14 protein-coding genes are annotated in these 19,353 nt (G+C 58.5%); 7 read left to right on the top strand and 7 right to left on the bottom strand.

Features of this window, described 5'->3' with window-relative positions:
- Positions 1-173 precede the first annotated feature (173 nt).
- Positions 174-1,628: a TrkH family potassium uptake protein gene (locus tag RYB66_RS21170; protein WP_004665905.1), complete on the top strand. Its 1,455-nt coding sequence runs from the start codon at positions 174-176 to the stop codon at positions 1,626-1,628.
- Between the two features lie 183 nt (positions 1,629-1,811).
- On the opposite strand, the gene RYB66_RS21165 is transcribed toward RYB66_RS21170, so the two are convergent.
- From RYB66_RS21165 to RYB66_RS21145, 5 genes are all read right to left on the bottom strand, one after another.
- The gene (locus tag RYB66_RS21165) at positions 1,812-3,350 is read right to left on the bottom strand and encodes a DHA2 family efflux MFS transporter permease subunit (protein WP_005731352.1); all 1,539 of its coding nucleotides are present in this window, start codon (positions 3,348-3,350) and stop codon (positions 1,812-1,814) included.
- A gap of 63 nt (positions 3,351-3,413) precedes the next feature.
- Entirely contained in the window at positions 3,414-4,622 is a 1,209-nt protein-coding gene (locus tag RYB66_RS21160; RefSeq protein ID WP_005746740.1) for an HlyD family efflux transporter periplasmic adaptor subunit, read from the bottom strand.
- Positions 4,623-4,698: 76 nt separating this feature from the next.
- Positions 4,699-5,187, bottom strand: a complete 489-nt coding sequence (locus tag RYB66_RS21155) for a MarR family winged helix-turn-helix transcriptional regulator (RefSeq protein ID WP_004659671.1) — start codon at positions 5,185-5,187, stop codon at positions 4,699-4,701.
- Positions 5,188-5,336: 149 nt separating this feature from the next.
- The gene (locus RYB66_RS21150; RefSeq protein WP_003368536.1) at positions 5,337-5,948 is read right to left on the bottom strand and encodes a tRNA-(ms[2]io[6]A)-hydroxylase; all 612 of its coding nucleotides are present in this window, start codon (positions 5,946-5,948) and stop codon (positions 5,337-5,339) included.
- A gap of 96 nt (positions 5,949-6,044) precedes the next feature.
- Positions 6,045-6,515 (bottom strand): DUF1289 domain-containing protein, encoded by a 471-nt coding sequence (locus RYB66_RS21145; RefSeq protein ID WP_002554470.1) that lies wholly within the window; start codon positions 6,513-6,515, stop codon positions 6,045-6,047.
- Between the two features lie 402 nt (positions 6,516-6,917).
- Between RYB66_RS21145 and acnB the strand changes: the two genes are divergently transcribed.
- The 4 genes from acnB to RYB66_RS21125 all read left to right on the top strand — a co-directional run bounded on the left by acnB (position 6,918) and on the right by RYB66_RS21125 (position 12,223).
- Complete coding sequence (gene acnB / locus RYB66_RS21140; protein ID WP_004665908.1) at positions 6,918-9,518, top strand: bifunctional aconitate hydratase 2/2-methylisocitrate dehydratase; 2,601 nt, start codon at positions 6,918-6,920, stop codon at positions 9,516-9,518.
- A 278-nt stretch (positions 9,519-9,796) separates the two neighbouring features.
- Positions 9,797-10,369: a manganese efflux pump MntP gene (gene mntP, locus RYB66_RS21135; protein ID WP_005746742.1), complete on the top strand. Its 573-nt coding sequence runs from the start codon at positions 9,797-9,799 to the stop codon at positions 10,367-10,369.
- 299 nt (positions 10,370-10,668) lie between these two features.
- Positions 10,669-11,832, top strand: coding sequence for a polymorphic toxin type 44 domain-containing protein (locus RYB66_RS21130; RefSeq protein WP_010194353.1), 1,164 nt, complete (start codon positions 10,669-10,671; stop codon positions 11,830-11,832).
- Entirely contained in the window at positions 11,813-12,223 is a 411-nt protein-coding gene (locus RYB66_RS21125) for a hypothetical protein (RefSeq protein ID WP_005746744.1), read from the top strand. Before RYB66_RS21130 ends, RYB66_RS21125 begins: the two co-directional genes overlap by 20 nt.
- A gap of 402 nt (positions 12,224-12,625) precedes the next feature.
- On the opposite strand, the gene RYB66_RS21115 is transcribed toward RYB66_RS21125, so the two are convergent.
- The gene (locus RYB66_RS21115) at positions 12,626-12,841 is read right to left on the bottom strand and encodes a hypothetical protein (RefSeq protein ID WP_225231445.1); all 216 of its coding nucleotides are present in this window, start codon (positions 12,839-12,841) and stop codon (positions 12,626-12,628) included.
- A 22-nt stretch (positions 12,842-12,863) separates the two neighbouring features.
- Positions 12,864-17,723: an NAD-glutamate dehydrogenase gene (locus tag RYB66_RS21110; RefSeq protein ID WP_117139673.1), complete on the bottom strand. Its 4,860-nt coding sequence runs from the start codon at positions 17,721-17,723 to the stop codon at positions 12,864-12,866.
- Positions 17,724-18,091: 368 nt separating this feature from the next.
- On the opposite strand from RYB66_RS21110, the gene RYB66_RS21105 reads away from it, so the two are divergent.
- Together RYB66_RS21105 and RYB66_RS21100 are read left to right on the top strand one after the other, a co-directional pair.
- Entirely contained in the window at positions 18,092-18,451 is a 360-nt protein-coding gene (locus tag RYB66_RS21105; RefSeq protein WP_316895347.1) for a hypothetical protein, read from the top strand.
- A 46-nt stretch (positions 18,452-18,497) separates the two neighbouring features.
- Entirely contained in the window at positions 18,498-19,244 is a 747-nt protein-coding gene (locus tag RYB66_RS21100; RefSeq protein WP_316895346.1) for an amidohydrolase family protein, read from the top strand.
- Positions 19,245-19,353: the final 109 nt, after the last annotated feature.

Genomic DNA, 19,353 nt, shown 5'->3' with positions numbered 1-19,353 from the left:
GGACTGTCTCCTTGAAAAGTGATCGAGCATTCTAGAGCCTGTTTACCGTCAATAACGAGTGCGACGGACAATTCGTTACCTCTGCGCTCGCAGCCGGTCCTCGGCGGCGCCGGTTTACATGCCCTCAAGCGCAGGTAGAATGGCGCCTTTCCTCACACCAGCCAGAGCCTGTCATGTCGTTGCCGACCTTTCGCATCATCGGTTTCATTATCGGCATCTTCCTGATCACCCTGGCTGTCGCCATGATCGTGCCTATGGCTACGCTGGTCATCTACGACCGTTTCGAGGACCTGCGCGAGTTTCTGTGGGCCAGCGCCATCACCTTTATCGCCGGCCTGGCGCTGGTGGTGCCCGGACGCCCCGACAACGTCCAGTTGCGCCCGCGGGACATGTACATGCTGACCGTCTCCAGCTGGATCGTGGTGTGCATTTTCGCCGCCCTGCCCTTTCTGCTGACCCAGCACATCAGTTACACCGATTCGTTCTTTGAAAGCATGTCAGGCATCACCGCCACCGGCTCCACCGTGCTCAGCCATCTGGACAGCATGTCACCGGGTATTCTGATCTGGCGTTCGATGCTGCACTGGCTTGGCGGTATCGGCTTTATCGGTATGGCCGTGGCGATTCTGCCGTTGCTGCGTATTGGTGGCATGCGCCTGTTCCAGACCGAATCGTCGGATCGCTCGGAAAAGGTCATGCCCCGCTCGCACATGGTGGCCAAGTTCATTGTGCTGGCCTACGTCGGTTTTACCGCGCTGGGCAGCCTGGCCTTCTGGGCGGCGGGCATGAGCCTGTTCGATGCGATCAACCATGCGATGTCGGCCATTTCCACGGGCGGGTTCTCCACCTCCGACCTGTCGCTGGCCAAGTGGCCGCAGCCTGCGGTGCATTGGGTCGCGATTGTGGTGATGATCCTCGGCAGCCTGCCCTTTACCCTGTATGTCGCGACCCTGCGCGGTAATCGCAAGGCGTTGATCAAGGATGAGCAGGTGCAGGGGCTGATCGGGCTGCTGTTGGTCACCTGGCTGGTAATGACTGTCTGGTACGCCAACACCACCGACCTGCCGTGGACCGAGGCGCTGCGTCACGTGGCCCTGAACGTGACATCGGTGGTGACGACTACCGGTTTTGCACTCGGCGACTACAGCCTGTGGGGCAACTTCTCGCTGATGCTGTTCTTCTATCTGGGTTTCATCGGCGGCTGCTCGGGCTCGACGGCGGGCGGGGTGAAGATCTTCCGCTTTCAGGTCGCCTATATCCTGCTCAAGACCAACCTTAATCAACTGATTCACCCACGCGCGGTGATGAAGCAGAAATACAACGGCCATCGACTGGACGACGAAATCGTTCGCTCGATTCTGACCTTTTCATTTTTCTTCACCATCACCATCTGCCTGATCGCATTGATGCTGTCGCTGCTCGGGCTGGACTGGATGACCGCACTGACCGGGGCTGCCAGCACCGTATCCGGCGTAGGGCCGGGGTTGGGCGAGGTGATTGGGCCTGCGGGCAACTTCTCTACCTTGCCCGATGCTGCCAAATGGATTCTCTCCGGCGGCATGCTGCTCGGCCGCCTGGAGATCATTACCGTGCTGGTGCTGTGTGTGCCGGCGTTCTGGCGGCATTGAGGTCTGGCTGGGCGCGGGAGCAGACCGGGCGACGCTTCGCTTAGTCGCGAAGACGGCATTTGATTTATCGTTCCCAAGCTCCGCATGGTAATGCAGTCGCACTCTGCGTCGTCAGTGCCATCGCGGTTGAAAAGCGCCCTGGGGAGGTTTGGCCAAGGCTCGGTTCAGCCAGGCGCATAGCAACTAGTGCCCGCCCCCCGCCGCTGGCCCCGCCTTGGCGCCAAACGGCGGTTTGGCCAGCCAGACCAGCAGTATCAGCCCCGCGAATACCCAGCCCAGCAGGTAGAAATAATCCACCGTGGACATCATGTAGGCCTGCGCGTTGAGGGTGCGTTCCAGCTGGGCGTAGGCCTGCGGGCTCGCGCCGCCCAGACTGTCGAGGGCATGCCGGGTTGTCGGGTCGAAGGTGCTGATGTTTTCACTCAGATAGGCATGATGCTGGTTGGCGCGACGGATCCAGATCCAGGTGGTCAGCGACGCCGCAAAGCTGCCGCCCAGGGTGCGCAGGAAGGTCGCCAGCCCCGAGCCGTCGGCGATCTGATTGGGTGGCAGGTCGGACAACAGAATGCTCAGGGTGGGCATAAAGAACAGCGCCACACCGATGCCCATGAACAACTGCACCATCGCCACGTGCTCGAAGTCCACGTCGGTATTGAAGCCGGCACGCATGAAACAGCTCAGCCCCATCGCCAGAAACGCCAGCCCTGCCAGCAGACGCAAGTCGAACTTGTGCGCGTACTTGCCGACAAAGGGCGACATCAGCACCGGCAGGATGCCAATCGGCGCAACGGCCAGCCCCGCCCAGGTCGCGGTGTAGCCCATCTGGGTCTGCAACCACTGCGGCAGAATCAGGTTGATGCCGAAGAAGCCTGAATAGCCGCCGATCATGACCAGCGTACCGATACGGAAATTACGGTAGGCAAACAGCCGCAGGTTAACGATCGGGTGCTTGTCGGTCATTTCCCAGATCACGAAGAAGACCAGAGCGACCAGCGAAATCAGCGAACCGAAGATGATGAAGTTCGACTCGAACCAGTCCAGATCATTGCCCTTGTCGAGCACTATCTGCAGCGCGCCGACACCGACAATCAGGGCCAGCAAGCCGATGTAATCCAGCGGTTGATGAGCAGTGCTGACCGGCCTTTTAGCCATCTGCGAACGCACCACCAGCACCGCAAACAGGCCGATGGGGATGTTGATAAAGAAAATCCACGGCCAACTGTAACTGTCAGTGATCCAGCCACCGAGGATCGGCCCGGCGATAGGCGCAACCACCGTCACCATCGCCAGCAATGCCAGCGCCATGCCCCTTTTCGCCGGAGGATATACGGCGATCAGCAATGTCTGGCTCATCGGATACAGAGGACCGGCCACCATGCCCTGCAACGCCCGGAACCCCACCAGTTCCGGCATGGATTGGGAAATGCCACACAAAAACGACGCCATCACGAACAGAATGGTTGCCCACAGAAACAGCTTCACCTCACCAAAGCGACGACTGAGCCAGCCGGTCAGCGGCAAGGCAATCGCGTTGCTGACTGCGAACGAGGTAATCACCCAGGTGCTCTGCTCGGAGCTGACCCCCAGGTTGCCGGCGATGGTCGGCAACGCCACGTTGGCAATCGTGGTATCGAGCACCTGCATGAAGGTCGCCAGCGACAGACCGATGGTGCACAGCAACAGGCTTGGCGGGGTAAAAGAAGCGGGGGCGTTGTTGCTCATCGCAAATCCCTGAAGACGAGTGCGACACCCCGGCCAAGTGGCCGGGGTTCACGGATTGGCGGTTCAGCGCTGAACGGCAGTCTTGCCACTGGAAGCACTGTTCTCGTGAATCAGACGGGCGATCAACGCATCAGCGTCGGCCAGCTGCGCGGCGTAAACCTGAGTGCTGAAAGCGGCCTGCTTGCGCGGCTGTTGCGCCAGCACCGGACCGCTCTGGTCATGCAGATTGACCTCGACGGTGGTCGACAGACCGATGCGCAACGGATGCTTCGCCAGCTCTTCAGGGTTGATATGTACACGGACCGGCACACGCTGGACGATCTTGATCCAGTTACCCGTCGCGTTCTGTGCCGGCAACAGCGCAAAGGCACTGCCGGTGCCTGCGCCCAGGCTGTCGATGGTGCCGCTGTACTTCACATCGCTGCCATACAGGTCGGAGCTGATCTCCACTGGTTGACCGATGCGCATCTTGCCCAGTTGGGTTTCCTTGAAGTTGGCATCGATCCACAACTGATCCAGCGGGATCACAGCCATGGTCGCGGTGCCCGGCTGGATGCGCTGGCCCAGTTGCACGCTGCGCTTGGCCACATAACCGGTGACCGGCGCTACCAGCGTACTGCGTGCATTGGCCAGAAAGGCCTGACGCAACTGGGAGGCAGCAGCCTTGACGTCGGGATGTGAAGAAACAACCGTGTCATCGACCAGCGCCACGCTGGTGCTCAACTGCTGCTGAATGTTGTTCAACTCACTTTGCGCGCTGGTCAGGCTGTCTCTGGAATGCGACAGCTCTTCCTGGGAAATCGCCCCGCCCGCAGCCAGACTGCGCCGACGGTTGTAGTTCTCCTGAGCGGTCTGCACGGCGGTGCGCTGCGCAGCCAGTTGTGCCTTCATGCCATCGACATTGCTGTACAAACCACGCACCTGACGCACAACCTTACCCAGATTGGCCTCGGCGCTTTGCAGCGAAACTTCGGCATCGCTCGGGTCGAATTTGAGCAACACCTGCCCTTCGTGCACCAGATCGCCGTCGTCGGCACCAATGCTGATAACGGTTCCGGTAACCAACGGGGTGATTTCGACGACATTGCCATTCACGTAGGCGTCGTCGGTCTCTTCGCTCCATTGGCCGTAAAACTCGTACCAGGCCCAGATGGCCAAACCAAGAATCACGACGATGACGGCGAGCCCGATCAGCAGGAACTTGCGCTTGCCGGGCTTCGGCGTTTGCTGCGAGGACGGGGCAGATGTGTTTTCAGTGGCGGCAGTGGCCATGGCAGTTACCTTTTTATCAGCGAAGCGGCGAGACAGGAACGAGCGGCAGGCGCACGCCTGCCGACAGGTCTGCCGCTCAGCTTTTAGCTTTGGGGTTGAAGCTCAGACGAGTCAGGGTGATGTGGTCATCGGCGGCCACCAGTACCTTGGTGAGAATCCTTGTCAGGGTCTCGACCTCATCACTGTCGAGCGCTGCAAAGGTGTCATTCATGGCGTCCGCACCAATCTGCGGCAGCAGGTCCGAGAGCGCCTGCCCCTGCTCCGTCAGCGCCAGGCGCACCTGGCGACGATCAGTCGCTGACCGCTGGCGCACGACCAGCCCTTTCTGCTCCAGACGATCGAGCATGCGGGTCATCGAACCGCTGTCCAGCGACAGGTGACGACACAATTCCACAGGGGTGTCGGTCGAGAACTGGGCAATGATGATCAGCACCTTGAACTGCGCGAACGTCACGTCATAAGGCAGCAGGTACTTGTCGAGCATGCGGTCTTTGAGCGCATTGGTACGACCGACCAGCAGCCCGATCAGGCTGGAATCGAAATTGTCGGGGCTGAAATGTTTCAAGAAGTCATCCAGATAGCTGCCTAGGCAGTGATTGCAAAATATTACTGCCTAGGCAGCCGTTGTCAAAGCATTTATTAGCTTGCTTACTAAATACCCATAAAAAAACGACCGCTGGCAAGGCGGTCGTTTTTGAAGGTGCGCGCGGGGAATCAGGCGGCGACGGGCACACCACTGTGAAAGCGAAACTCTTCGTCAGGGCTTTCGATCAGCTCACGCTCGGCCAGACGGATTTCCTCGATCTTGGCATCGACATCAGCCTTGTCGCCGTAGCTGTAAGCCAGCTTGAGATAATCCTGAAAATGCCGCGCTTCGGATTTCAGCAGGCCGCCGTAGAATTTGGCCAGTTCTTCGTCCAGGTGAGGCACCAGCGCAGCGAAGCGCTCACAGGAACGGGCCTCGACAATGGCACCGACGATCAGCGCGTCGGTCAGTCGGTAAGGATTGTGATTGCGCACAAGTTTGCGCAGCGCTCCGGCATAACGCGCCGAGCTGATGTTGGCCATAGGGATCTGGCGCTTTCTGATGATGCTGATCACTTGCTCGAAATGGCGCAGCTCTTCCCGAGCCAGACGCGACATCTTGCTCAACAGGTCGAACTTGTCGTTGTACTGAAACATGAACTGAAACGCAGCCCCGGCCGCCTTCTTCTCATTGTTCGCATGGTCGATCAGCAAGATATCCAGGTTGCGCAACGCGGCCTGAACCCAGCTGTCGGGGGTGCGGCAAAGCAGAAAGGCTTCGATTTCGGGGATCGGGTACATAAGCTCACAGAATGACAGAGAGACAAAGCCCGGCATTATACGAGGAGCGACGATGCCTCGCGATACAAATGCATGCAGTGAAGGACGGCTGCCTGATCAGGCCCCGAACGCATCGCGCAGAAAGCCCGGTGCGATGTAACGCTGATAATGCGCCTCGGACAGCAGGAAAAACTCGCGATCGATCGCATCGCGCAATTCCGGCAGCGTCCAGTCACGAAACTCCGGCAGCAGCACAAAGCCGTAGGCCTCAACCTGACTGATGACCCGTGCGCCGCGCGCGATCAACTGGTAGGCCCAGCAATACTCGGACTGGTGCGGCACGAAACGGATCTTGCGCTGGGTGAGCTGCGCGCGCAGCTTGTCGGCATCGAAGACTTCAAGCTTGGCAGTCATCACCTGGACCAGCAATTGTTCCAGACGCAGCCATACCGCTCTTTTTTCATCCTCGTTATAGCCGTTCCAGTGGATGACCTCGTGGTGGAACCGCTTGCAGCCACGGCACACCAGGTCCCCGTAAACAGTGGAGCAAAGGCCGACGCAGGGGGTTTTGATAATGTAATCAGGCATGTCAGGCAGGACTGGGGAAGGCGAAACAGGGGCTCATGTTAGCCCTTTGTCTAAGCAAGTTCACCCCCGAAGATGTAGGGGCTAACTTACCTTTAGCGAAGTTTTGGCGTAGAATCAGCGAGCCTTTTAAGGCGCCAATGTCCGTTGGAAGCTGTTTTCAAAGCGTCACGAGCACAGTCAGGTTAACCCCGCATTGCGGCGTCGACAGGCCATTCCCTCATCAAGAATGGCCGTGTCGACCGTCACTCCCCCCGTTCTGCAGGCGTAAAACTTTGAAAACAGCTTCTGTTAGGAATCGCCGACACCCTGCCAACAAGGCTCAATAAGCCTTGCGTGGGTACGGACGATTTCTGGATGAGCGTCCCGGACACCCATTTGGGACCACTGATGAGGGTTAATACTGTGCTTGAAGCCTACCGTAAACACATCGAAGAGCGTGCCGCCCAGGGCATCGTGCCCCAGCCGCTTAACGCCGAACAAACTGCAGGCCTGGTCGAGCTGCTGAAGAATCCCCCGGCTGGCGAAGAAGCTTTCCTTGTCGATCTGATCACCAACCGCGTTCCGCCAGGCGTTGACGAAGCCGCTTACGTCAAGGCCGGTTTCCTGTCTGCCCTGGCCAAGGGCGAAGCCACTTCTCCCCTGATCGACAAAAAACGTGCAACCGAACTGTTGGGCACCATGCAGGGCGGCTACAACATCGTCACCCTGGTTGAACTGCTCGATGACGCCACCCTCGCGCCGGTCGCCGCCGAACAGCTCAAGCACACCCTGCTGATGTTCGATGCCTTCCACGACGTGGCCGAAAAAGCCAAAAACGGCAACGTTCACGCCAAGGCTGTCCTGCAGTCCTGGGCTGACGGCGAGTGGTTCAAGAAGCGTCCGACGCTGGCCGACAAGATCAGCCTGCGCGTCTTCAAGGTCACCGGCGAAACCAACACCGATGACCTGTCCCCGGCACCTGATGCCTGGTCCCGTCCGGATATCCCGCTGCACGCCCTTGCCATGCTGAAAATGGCCCGTGACGGCATCGTTCCAGACGTTCAGGGCTCTATCGGCCCGATGAAACAGATCGAAGAAATGCGCGGTCAGGGTTTCCCTATTGCCTACGTCGGCGACGTGGTCGGTACCGGTTCCTCGCGTAAATCGGCAACCAACTCGGTACTGTGGTTCTTCGGCGACGACGTTCCTTACGTGCCGAACAAGCGTGCCGGTGGTTTCTGCTTCGGCAGCAAGATTGCCCCGATCTTCTACAACACCATGGAAGATGCTGGCGCCCTGCCAATCGAATTCGATGTCTCGAACATCAACATGGGTGACGTGATCGACGTCTACCCGTACGCCGGCAAGGTGTGCAAGCACGACAGCGACGAAGTCATCACCACCTTCGAAATGAAGACCCCGGTGCTGCTCGACGAAGTTCGCGCAGGCGGCCGTATTCCGCTGATCATCGGTCGCGGCCTGACCAGCAAGGCGCGCGCCGAACTGGGCCTGCCTGAGTTCGACCTGTTCAAGACCCCTGACCAGCCAGCCGAAAGCACCAAGGGTTACACCCTGGCGCAGAAGATGGTCGGCAAGGCGTGCGGCGTTGCAGGCGTTCGTCCTGGCACCTACTGCGAGCCGAAGATGACCACCGTCGGTTCCCAGGACACCACTGGCCCGATGACCCGCGACGAGCTGAAAGACCTGGCATGCCTGGGCTTCTCGACCGACCTGGTCATGCAGTCGTTCTGCCACACTGCAGCCTATCCAAAGCCTATCGACGTCAAGACGCACCACACGCTGCCTGACTTCATCATGACCCGCGGCGGCGTTTCCCTGCGTCCGGGCGACGGCATCATCCACAGCTGGCTGAACCGCATGCTGCTGCCGGACACCGTCGGCACCGGTGGCGACTCGCACACCCGCTTCCCGATCGGTATCTCCTTCCCGGCCGGTTCCGGTCTGGTGGCGTTTGCCGCTGCCACCGGCGTCATGCCGCTGGACATGCCTGAGTCGATCCTGGTTCGCTTCAAGGGCAAGATGCAACCCGGCATCACCCTGCGCGACCTGGTTCACGCCATTCCTTACTACGCCATTCAGGCTGGCCTGCTGACCGTAGAGAAGAAAGGCAAGAAGAACGCATTCTCCGGCCGCATCCTGGAAATCGAAGGCCTCGACAACCTGAGCATCGAGCAGGCTTTCGAGCTGTCCGACGCCTCTGCCGAGCGTTCGGCTGCCGGTTGCACCATCAAGCTGGCCAAAGAGCCGATCATTGAATACCTGAATTCGAACATCACCCTGCTGCGCTGGATGATCGAACAGGGTTACGGTGATCCGCGCACCCTGGAGCGTCGTGCTCAGGCGATGGAAGCCTGGGTTGCCAACCCGGAGCTGCTGGAAGCCGACAAGGACGCCGAGTACGCCGAAATCATCGAAATCGATCTGGCCGACGTCAAAGAGCCTGTGCTCTGCGCGCCGAACGACCCGGACGATGCCCGCCTGCTGTCTTCGGTACAGGGCGAGAAGATCGACGAAGTGTTCATCGGCTCCTGCATGACCAACATCGGCCACTTCCGCGCTGCGGGCAAGTTGCTGGATCAGGTCAAGGGCCAGCTGCCAACGCGTCTGTGGCTGTCGCCGCCGACCAAGATGGACGCTCACCAACTGACCGAAGAAGGCTACTACGGCATCTACGGTAAGGCTGGCGCGCGTATGGAAATGCCGGGCTGCTCGCTGTGCATGGGTAACCAGGCACGCGTGGAACCGAACTCGACTGTAGTGTCGACGTCGACCCGTAACTTCCCGAACCGTCTGGGTGACGGCGCGAACGTCTACCTGGCCTCCGCCGAGCTGGCGTCCGTTGCTTCGATTCTGGGTCGCCTGCCGACCGTCGAAGAGTACATGGGCTATGCCAACCAGATCGACACCATGGCAGCGGACGTGTACCGCTACCTGAGCTTCGATCAGATCGCCGAGTTCCGTGAAGCCGCTGCGAACGCCAACATCCCGGCCGTTCAAGTGTAAGCACGAAAGCAGGCGTTAAAAGAACCCCATCCTTGTGATGGGGTTTTTTTGGTTTGAATCATCCCCGTACATATATTTTTCACATCCGGATGGCTATAGTAGCGGCCCTTGTTGGGGAGTAGCCTGCTCTTGACTCCGGTCACTGAGCGTTCGCATCAACATTCTCGGCTGCATGCCGTGGTGCGGACACCTTCTGGTTGGCGAGACCAACGATGCATCCATGCCTAAAGTCGGGCGTGTGGTTGCGTCGTTGACTCATAGCCCGACTGGATATAACCGTGAACCCGATTTCCCTCCTCTTTCTCGCGCTTGCCATGTCCACGGACGCCTTTGCTGCGGCCCTTGGTAAAGGGGCAAGCCTGCATAAACCGCGCTTTATCGAAGCGTTGCGTACCGGTTTGATATTCGGCGCTATCGAGACCATCACTCCGGTGATCGGTTGGGGCATCGGCCAGGTCGCTGCCCGCTTTGCTGAAAGCTGGGACCACTGGATCGCCTTCACCTTGTTGCTGGTGCTGGGCCTGCACATGATCTACAACGGCATCAAGCACGATGACGATGAAGAGCAGGAAAAACCCGGCTCACACTCCTTCTGGATACTGGCAGTCACCGCATTCGCCACCAGCATCGATGCACTGGCGGTCGGCGTAGGCCTGGCGTTTGTCGACGTCAATATCATGGCCGCAGCGCTGGCTATCGGCCTGGCCACCACCGTGATGGTTACCATTGGCGTGATGCTCGGTCGCGTGCTCGGCACCATGGTCGGCAAGCGCGCTGAAATCGTTGGCGGCATCGTGCTGATCGTGGTTGGCGCAACGATTCTTTATGAGCACTTGTCTGCGGCGGCCTGATTGAGGGCCCGAGACCTATAAATGCAGAATCGAGTAGGAGGCGGGTTCACACCCGCCGTCCTCTCACACCCCCCCCCGCCGACCAGCCAGAACCTTTCAGGCACTAAGATTTGTTACCACTACAACGATGTCACCCAGCACAGCCAGAAATATAGATGACATCCCGATCAGATTCTCAAGGCACTACGCGAAAATTAAGACTTCTCCTACAGACCACCTTTCACGTTTCCGATAGCCTCCCATGCGTCAACTAAACGCTGGTTATTGTTTACGGATCAAAGACATAAGGACGGCCTGCAATGATTTTTTCAGCTCGATTGGGTGACAAGCACGCCTGCCCATTGCCGGGTCACGGTACAACGCCAATCACTTCTGCATCCGGTGACGTCAACATCAACGGCATGGGCGCGGCACGTGTGGGTGATACCTGTGGGTGCGGGGCGGTCATCACTTCGGGTTTCCCCTCTATTCAAGTGAATGGCCGTCCTATGGCGCACCTGGGAAGCCCAACCAGTCACGGCGGGACAATCATCACGGGCTCCAATAATGTTGGTGGCGGCTTCGTCATGGGTGACGCGGGTGGCGCGACCATTATTAACTTCATGGCGCTGGGGGCCTTACGACCAGACGGTTCCGTGGACGACGAGAAGATGGCGACCTTGTTGGCTGACCCGAAGCTCACGGAGAAAGCCTTGGCGGCGAACGCTTTGGTAAATCCAAATGCGGCCCGTGAGAAACCTGAAGAGGAAGCTGTACCAAATGATGGACCTGAAGGCTGTACGCATCCGAACATGATGGAAAAGCTGGCGACCTACATCGCAGACGAGATGAACAACAATATCCACCACTCCTCCGTCTTGAAGATGAATAAGCTGCTCAACTATGACGTTGCGGAAGAGACTCGTAAAAAAATGGACCTGCCTTGGTACGCCCAAATAGGGAACACCAGCCCTCAAGCTATCGGCGCTTCAAACGTGGCGGCAGCCATGATCCTTTGGACTGAGCGAGTAGGCCAGGGTCGTGATTGGGACCACAAACCAAAGATCCACGCGAAGTTTGGCAGGTATCGCCATAGGCAAGGCAAGTACGACTACTACTACGATATTTGGTCCAACATTCATTACGGCTATGTGGGCATGGCCGGAGGACTCAGTGAGAGCGTCCTTTTAGACGGCGCGGGTGTCGAGCAGATTGTTTCTGATCAATTACGACGGTGGGGAGAGCAGATATTCGAAGCCAAAGAAGATCAGAGACTCAAAGGACCTCATGCCACTGAGGGCGTAGAAGGGATGCGCGCATGGGATGACGTCCCGGATCGGATTTCTATTAGCATTGGCGTTAAACTCTTCTATGAGAATCCAAACGGAGGCGTCACGGCAAGAATGATCATGGACAAAGTACTCGCTGTCACACCGTCAGAATGGGGAGATGGCGCCAGTGTCCATGTCTGTGAAAAATATTAAGGCCCGGTATCTTATTGGGGCATTCATAGTTATTCCAGCGCTGTTCTGGTACGTGGCGACCCCAGTCGTTCGTGTCCATTATTCTAAAGAAGCTACAGACGAGCTTCGTGTGATTTGGAACACCCAGCACAACATCCATAAAGAAGGAATGCTACCGGGTCAGGGCACATACGATACCGGGCATATTTTCCCCAATGAGAAATTCTTTATGAACTTTGATTGGTGGAATGAAAAGAGTCTGCGGAGGTGTATAGCAATTACGCCAAAATGGGGCGGCGTGATCGACATCTACCTCGATGGCAGAGGCCGCATCGAAACTGCTAAAACTGGCCCTGACGTTATTGCTCGCTTGAAGAGATGTGAGGGTGACGCTGATCCTTTCCGGCCTTAAGGTGCCCAACCAGCCGCCCAAGAATGGGGAACACGTGTTATTGAGCACAAATGCAAAAAAATCAAGGTCCGTTACTTGTTCCTTTTCCTATTGATAGCTCCGCTGGTGGCTTGGTATTTTGCTGCTCCCGGCGTAATTGTCCACTACCCTAAAGAAACCCCGGACGAACTGCGCTTAATTTGGAACACTCACGACCAGATTACACGACAGCGAATGCTACCGGGGGAGGCGACATCGGAGTTTGGTCATGTATTCCCTGATAAGAACTTCTTCATGGTGTTCTTTTGGTGGACCGACAGAGGTTTACGAAAATGCATCGACATCACACCTAAGCGCTGGGCAACGATAGACATCTACCTTGATAGGCTGGTAGGGTCGATATCGAAAAAACATCTCCTAAGGTTATTGCCCGGCTGAAACAATGTGTGGGTGAATCTGACCCCTTTCTGCCCTAAAGAGCCCTGCCAGCAATACAAAAAAGACAATCAGCACGGCCATCATGCAGACCGAGACGACCTCCTTACGGAACACCACATCCAAGCTGGTTGCGCTTAGGCGCAACGCGCCATGCTTGTCGCACCACAAAAAAAACCGCATCTCTCGATGCGGTTTTTTCATGGCTCTACCGGTTACAAGCGGATCAGATCGTGAGGCTCTGCCCGCTCATGGCCAGGTCCAGCAGCTCACGGTTGGCAACGGCGTACATGGCGTAATCCGTGCCGCTTGCCGCACGAAGCTCGACCAGCATGGCACGCCAGCGCTCGACCATCAGCGAGTGCTGTTCCAGCCACAGGGCCAGACGCGCATCGATTTCCGAAGGGCCGTCAGCCATTTGCAGGACCGACACGGTGATCGCCCGTTGCTGCCAGTCGACATCGTCACGGAACGCTTCACGCGCCAGGGCCTGCCAGTTGTTTTCCACCGGCAGGCTGCTGATCTGTTGCAAGTACCAGGTGATGTCCAGCGCGCTGCCCACGGCAAAGTACGCCTTGGCCACGTCGGCAGCGTTCTGCCCGGTAACGTCGGAGGCTTCGATGATCGGCAGCAGCGTGTACAGATGCGTCGTACCCGCCACCATACGCGCCAACAGTTCCGGCACGCCGGCTTCGACATAAGCCTGATAACGCGTCTGCCAGATCTCGCGGGTAGGGCCGTCTTCCAGCAACTCGTCAAGCTTGAGGCCCAGTGCAGCAAGGTGCGGACCGAAGTGCGCCACGTCACGACCGGCATCCAGCTCGTTGCGACGGCTGCGCAGGAACCAGCGCGTCGCACGACGCCCCAGACGCATCAGTTCATCCATCAGCGCCAGCTGGATCTCGGCGGAAACCTTGTAGTCCAGCGCTTCGATCTGACGGAACCAGTGCGGCAGGTGGAAGATGTCGCGCACAATCACGTAAGCACCAGCCACAGCCGCAGCACTCATGCCGGTCGACTCCTTGAGCCGCTGCACGAAAGTGATGCCCATGTGGTTGACCAGATCGTTGGCAATCTGGGTGCTGACGATTTCGCGCTTCAGACGATGACTGCGCATGGCCGTTGAAAATCTGGCACCCAGCGACGGCGGGAATGCAGTTTCCATATCGCGCGCCAGATAATCGTCATCCGGCACGCGGGATTCCAGCAACGCTTCCTTGAGGTCGATCTTGCTGTAGGAGATCAATACCGACAGTTCGGCACGGCTCAAGCCCTGTTTGGCCGCCACCCGCTCGGCGATCTGCTCTTCAGCAGGCAGGAACTCAATGGCGCGGTCGAGCTTGCCACGGGCCTCCAGGTCATTCATCAGACGCTTGTATTCAGCAATCCGCTCGTAAGCACGGCGTGCTGCCAGCGACAGCGCCTGAGTCTGCTTGTAGTTGTTACCCAGCACCAGGTGGCCCACTTCGTCGGTCATGCTTTCGAGCAGCTGGTTGCGCTGCTTCTCGGTCATGTCACCGGCCTGCACCACCTCGTTGAGCAGGATCTTGATGTTCACTTCGTGGTCGGAGCAGTCCACACCACCGGCGTTGTCGATGAAGTCGGTGTTGGTCGCGCCGCCATTGAGGCCGAACTCGACACGGCCCAGCTGGGTCATGCCCAGGTTGCCACCCTCGCCCACCACCTTGCAGCGCAGCTCGTTGCCATCGACGCGCAGCGCATCGTTGGCCTTGTCGCCCACGTCGGCGTGCGACTCTTCGCTGGACTTGACGTAGGTGCCAATACCACCGTTCCACAACAGGTCGACCGGAGCCTTGAGCAGCGCGTGGAGCAATTCGGTCGGGGTCAGCTTGTCAGCCTTGATGTCGAAGCGCGCCTTCATCTGTTCGGTAATGGCGATGCTCTTGAGGCTGCGCGGGAAGATCCCGCCGCCAGCGGACATGATGCTGGTGTCGTAGTCGGTCCAGGACGAGCGCGGCAGATTGAACAGGCGCTGGCGCTCGACAAAGCTGCTGGCCGGGTCCGGATTCGGATCGATGAAAATGTGCAGGTGGTTGAATGCGGCAACCAGTTGCAGCTTGTCGGACATCAGCAAGCCGTTGCCGAACACGTCACCGGCCATGTCGCCGATCCCGATCACACTGATGCTGTCCTGCTGGACATTGATGTCGCGCTCACGGAAGTGACGCTGCACGCCTACCCAAGCGCCCTTGGCGGTGATGCCCATCTTCTTGTGGTCATAACCGGCCGAACCACCGGACGCGAACGCGTCACCCAGCCAGAAGCCGTAGTCGATGGCGATGCCGTTGGCGATGTCGGAAAAGGTAGCGGTGCCCTTGTCGGCTGCGACTACCAGATACGGGTCATCATCGTCATGACGCACCACATTGACCGGCGGTACCAGCACGCCTTCCTTGAGGTTGTCGGTGATGTCCAGCAGCCCCGAGATGAAGATGCGGTAGCAGGCAATCGCTTCAGCCTGCACCTCATCACGGTTGCCAGTGGTCGGCAGACGACGCGGCACAAAACCGCCCTTCGCGCCGACCGGCACGATGACCGAGTTCTTCACCTGCTGGGCTTTTACCAGGCCCAGCACTTCGGTACGGAAGTCTTCTTCGCGATCAGACCAGCGCAGGCCGCCACGCGCCACGTTACCGAAGCGCAGGTGCACGCCTTCGACACGCGGCGAGTAGACGAAGATTTCAAACTTGGGCACCGGCTTTGGCAATTCGGGGATCAGACGCGGGTTGAACTTGAAGCTGAAATAGCCCTTGCTCTGCCCGTTGGCATCAGCCTGATAGAAGTTGGTCCGCAGGGTCGCCTTGATCAGGTCCAGATAACGACGCAGGATGCGGTCTTCGTTGAGCACCTGAACGTCGTCCAGGGCAGTCAGAATCGCCTGTTCCAGACGCAGCTGCTTGTCATCCAGATCGTCGGAACCCAGCTTGCGCGCCAGGTAGAAACGGGTCTTGAACAGACGCGTCAGCTCGCGGGCAATGTCGGTGTGGTTGTTCAGCGTGCTGGCGATGTAGCCCAGATCGAAGCCCAGACGAATCTGCTTCAGATAGCGCGCATAGGCACGCAGCAGCGCCACGTCGCGCCAAGGCAGACCGGCAGTCAGCACCAGACGGTTGAACGCATCGTTTTCGGCGTCGCCGCGCACGATATGCACGAACGCATCCTGCAAGGTGTCATTGAGCTGCTGAATATCGAGGTTCAGACCTTCGCCATAGGTGAAGGCGAAGTCATGAATCCAGAATTCGCGACCATTGGCGTGGTGCAGGCGATACGGGAACTCGCCCAGTACACGCAGACCGAGGTTTTCAAGAATCGGCAACACATCGGAAAGTGCCAGCGGCGTGTCGGCGTGATACAGCTTGCAATGCAATTGCTGGCGGCCACCAGCCAGTGGCTGATAGAAGCTCATCACCAGCGGATTGGTTTCGCTCAGGCTCAGCACGTGCTGCATGTCGACCACCGCTGAATGCGCAGCAAAGCGCTCGCGGTAGCCGGCCGGGAAACCTTTCGGGAAATCGGCCAGCACGTTGGTGCCGTGGGCCTCGCCAAAGCTCTCGACCACCAGACTGGCGTAGTCGTCTTTCCACGAGCGGCAGGCCTGAATGACTTCGTTTTCCAGCTGGGCAACGTCGATGTCCAGATTGACCTTCGGATCGACCCGCAGGATCAACTGCACACGCGCCAGCACGGATTCAGAGAAGAACGTCCAGAACTCGCAATCGCTGGCTTTCAGGCGATCCATCAATACCTGCTGGATCTTCTGACGCACTTCGGTGGAGTACACGTCGCGCGGCACATAAGCCAGGCAGTAGCAGAAACGGCCGTATGGGTCCTTGCGCAGGAACACGCGAATCTTATTGCGCTCCTGAATCTGCACGATGGACATGACCGTAGTGAACAACTCGTCCACCGGCGTCTGGAACAAGTCGTCGCGGGGCAGCACTTCGACGACCTGCGCCAACTCCTTGCCCAGGTGCGCCTTGGCGTCGAAACCGGAACGGCGCTCGACTTCTGCGACCTTGCGACGGATGTACGGGATCTGCCGTACGCTCTCGCCATACACCGACGAGGTGTACAGGCCCATGAAGCGACATTCCTTGATGACCTTGCCCGAGGCGTCTATCTGCCGGATCGACACGTAATCCGGATAGGCCGGACGGTGTACGCGGCTTGGATGCGCCGCCTTGGCAAACGACAGCAGCACCGGCTCTTGCAGGTATTTCACTGCGTAGTCTTCGATGTGCAGCTCTTCGCGGGTCAGACCGGGGCGTAACAGTCGGGTCAGCCCCAGGAAAGACGACTCGTCATACACCAACTGGCCGCCTTCGGCGTCGTTGCGTACTTCAAACTCTTCATAACCCAGAAAGGTGAAGTGGTTATCCACCAGCCATTGCAGGAAGACCTTGATCTCGGCCTTCTCTTCGACGTCGGTATTGGATTCGTTGGCATCGATACTGGCCAGCAGCTCATGCAGACGCGCTTTCATCGGCCCGAAGTCTTCGACGGCAGCACGCACCTCGCCCAGCACCTGCTCCAGCTCGCGAGCCAGCACATTCAACTCGCTGACGTTGGCGCAGCGGTCGATCTCCAGGTACATCAGCGATTCCTGCAGCACGTCCTCGCCGGTTGTGCCCTTGGGCAGCAGCTCCAACAGTTCGCCAGCAGCGCCGCGACGCACGCTCAGTACGGTGGTCTGCAGGGTGTGGATGCTGTAACCGCGACGGTTCAGCTCGGTACGCACGGAGTCGACCAGAAACGGCAGGTCGTGATGCAGCACTTCAACGGCAGTATGAGTCGACTGCCAGCCGTGGCGCTCGTAATCAGGGTTGTAGACCCGGACCTGCGGGTGAGCGTGTTCGAAACGCTCCAGCAGGCGCCATGCGGACAAGGTGCAGCCTGCCAGGTCGGACAGACGCCGCTGGGTGAGTTCGTCGAGGGAAATGATGCCGAAGAATTGCTCGGCAAACAGCGCCACTTGTGGCAGTGCCTGTTCGCTGATGTGCTGAGCCAGTGCCGCTTGCAGTTGATGCTGGAAGTCGGCCTTGCTGGCTGCGGTGAAGAACGCCATCTGTGGTACTCCGCTTTGGCTTTTATTGGGGAGGCTTGAAGAAGGTGTTGCGACCGGTGTGCCCTTACATTCACTTGCGTGGGCATAACCTGATCGAGTGTAAAGCTAAAGTACTAACGCGCGCTGTGTCAGGGTAGTCACATTTGAATGCGGGAATAAAAAAAGCTGCGCGCATCCGACACCGTACACCACTCGTCTGCCATGCAGCTTAACGAGAGCTGACGGCGTGCTGCTTACGAGGCTGCGACATATTCGGTCATCAGGTCGCGTTAAAATCCGCACGATGGTGCCAAACATCCCCGACAAAATTTACTCGGGACTGGCAAAATCCCCCTCACGCCTCAGTTGCCAAGACCCGGAGCCCCACCATGCAAATCAAGACCGCCAGCCTCATCGCCAACCCGTGCGACGACGAATACGACGACATGGCGCTGCTTTGCTGCCACGCAGAGAACGGCGTGCTGTTTTCCCTGACCCGCTTCCCGGACGAGAACGAAGTGGAAATCACTGTCAGCGATGAAAAGTCACTTAATGTGTCCAGCCTGAAAGTCAGCTTCAGTGCCGAGCGCCTGTTGGTGGAAATCACCTCGGAGGACGCGAAGCAGCTCGATGGCCACCACCAGTATGAAATTCTCCACAGCACCGACGCAGCCGAGCTGCAGGATGTTCACCACACGCTACAGATCATTCTTGAAAACGTGGGCGAGTACACCAGCACGATCAGTTAACGGGCAAAACCGCTAGAGTGAGTACTTCGCCGTACAGGAGCCCGTCATGAACCGCATTTTCGACGCCCACTGCCATATCATCGACCCGTACTTCCCGCTGATCGCCAATAACGGCTACCTGCCGGACCCGTTCGGCGTCGGAGACTACCTTGCGACGGTCCAGCCGCTGGGCGTTCAGGGCGGCGCGGTGGTGTCCGGGTCCTTTCAGGGCTTTGATCAGGGTTATTTACTTCAGGCGCTGCGCGTGCTGGGGCCGGGCTTCGTCGGTGTCACTCAACTGCCCGCCAGTGTCACCGATACTGAACTGGACACCCTCAATGCTGCAGGCGTGCGCGCCCTGCGTTTCAACCTCAAGCGTGGCGGCTCGGAGCAGCTCGACCAGCTGGAAGCGCTGGCCGTGCGAGTGCATGAACGCGCAGGCTGGCATTCGGAGCTGTACATCGACTCCCGAGAACTGGCAGAAATAGAAACCCGTCTGCTGAAATTGCCAGCGATCAGCATCGATCACCTGGGATTGAGCGCCGAAGGATTGCCCGTGGTGCTGCGACTTGCCGAGCGCGGTGTGCGGGTCAAGGCCTGTGGTTTTGGACGCGTTGACTTCCCGGTGCGCGAAGCACTCAGGGATATCCATGCCGCCAATCCGAATGCGTTGATGTTCGGCACCGACCTGCCCTCCACGCGAGCGCCCCGCCCTTTCCAGCCTGACGATATCGAATTGCTGATCGACGCATTGGGTGAAGGCGGCGCCCGTCAGGCGTTGTGGGATAACGCAGCTGAATTCTATCGGCTCTAACCCTTCCGCATTCGACGGCCTGACCCTGTCGTCCTACACGCCAACACACAGAACATGTAGGGCAATTCCCAGTTAAATGACGTATGCGTCTCTAAATACAATAAAAAAC

This window comes from Pseudomonas syringae group sp. 243L2 (assembly GCF_032587875.1).
Classification (GTDB): domain Bacteria; phylum Pseudomonadota; class Gammaproteobacteria; order Pseudomonadales; family Pseudomonadaceae; genus Aquipseudomonas; species Aquipseudomonas amygdali.
This window is presented reverse-complemented; position numbering and strand designations above follow the sequence as displayed.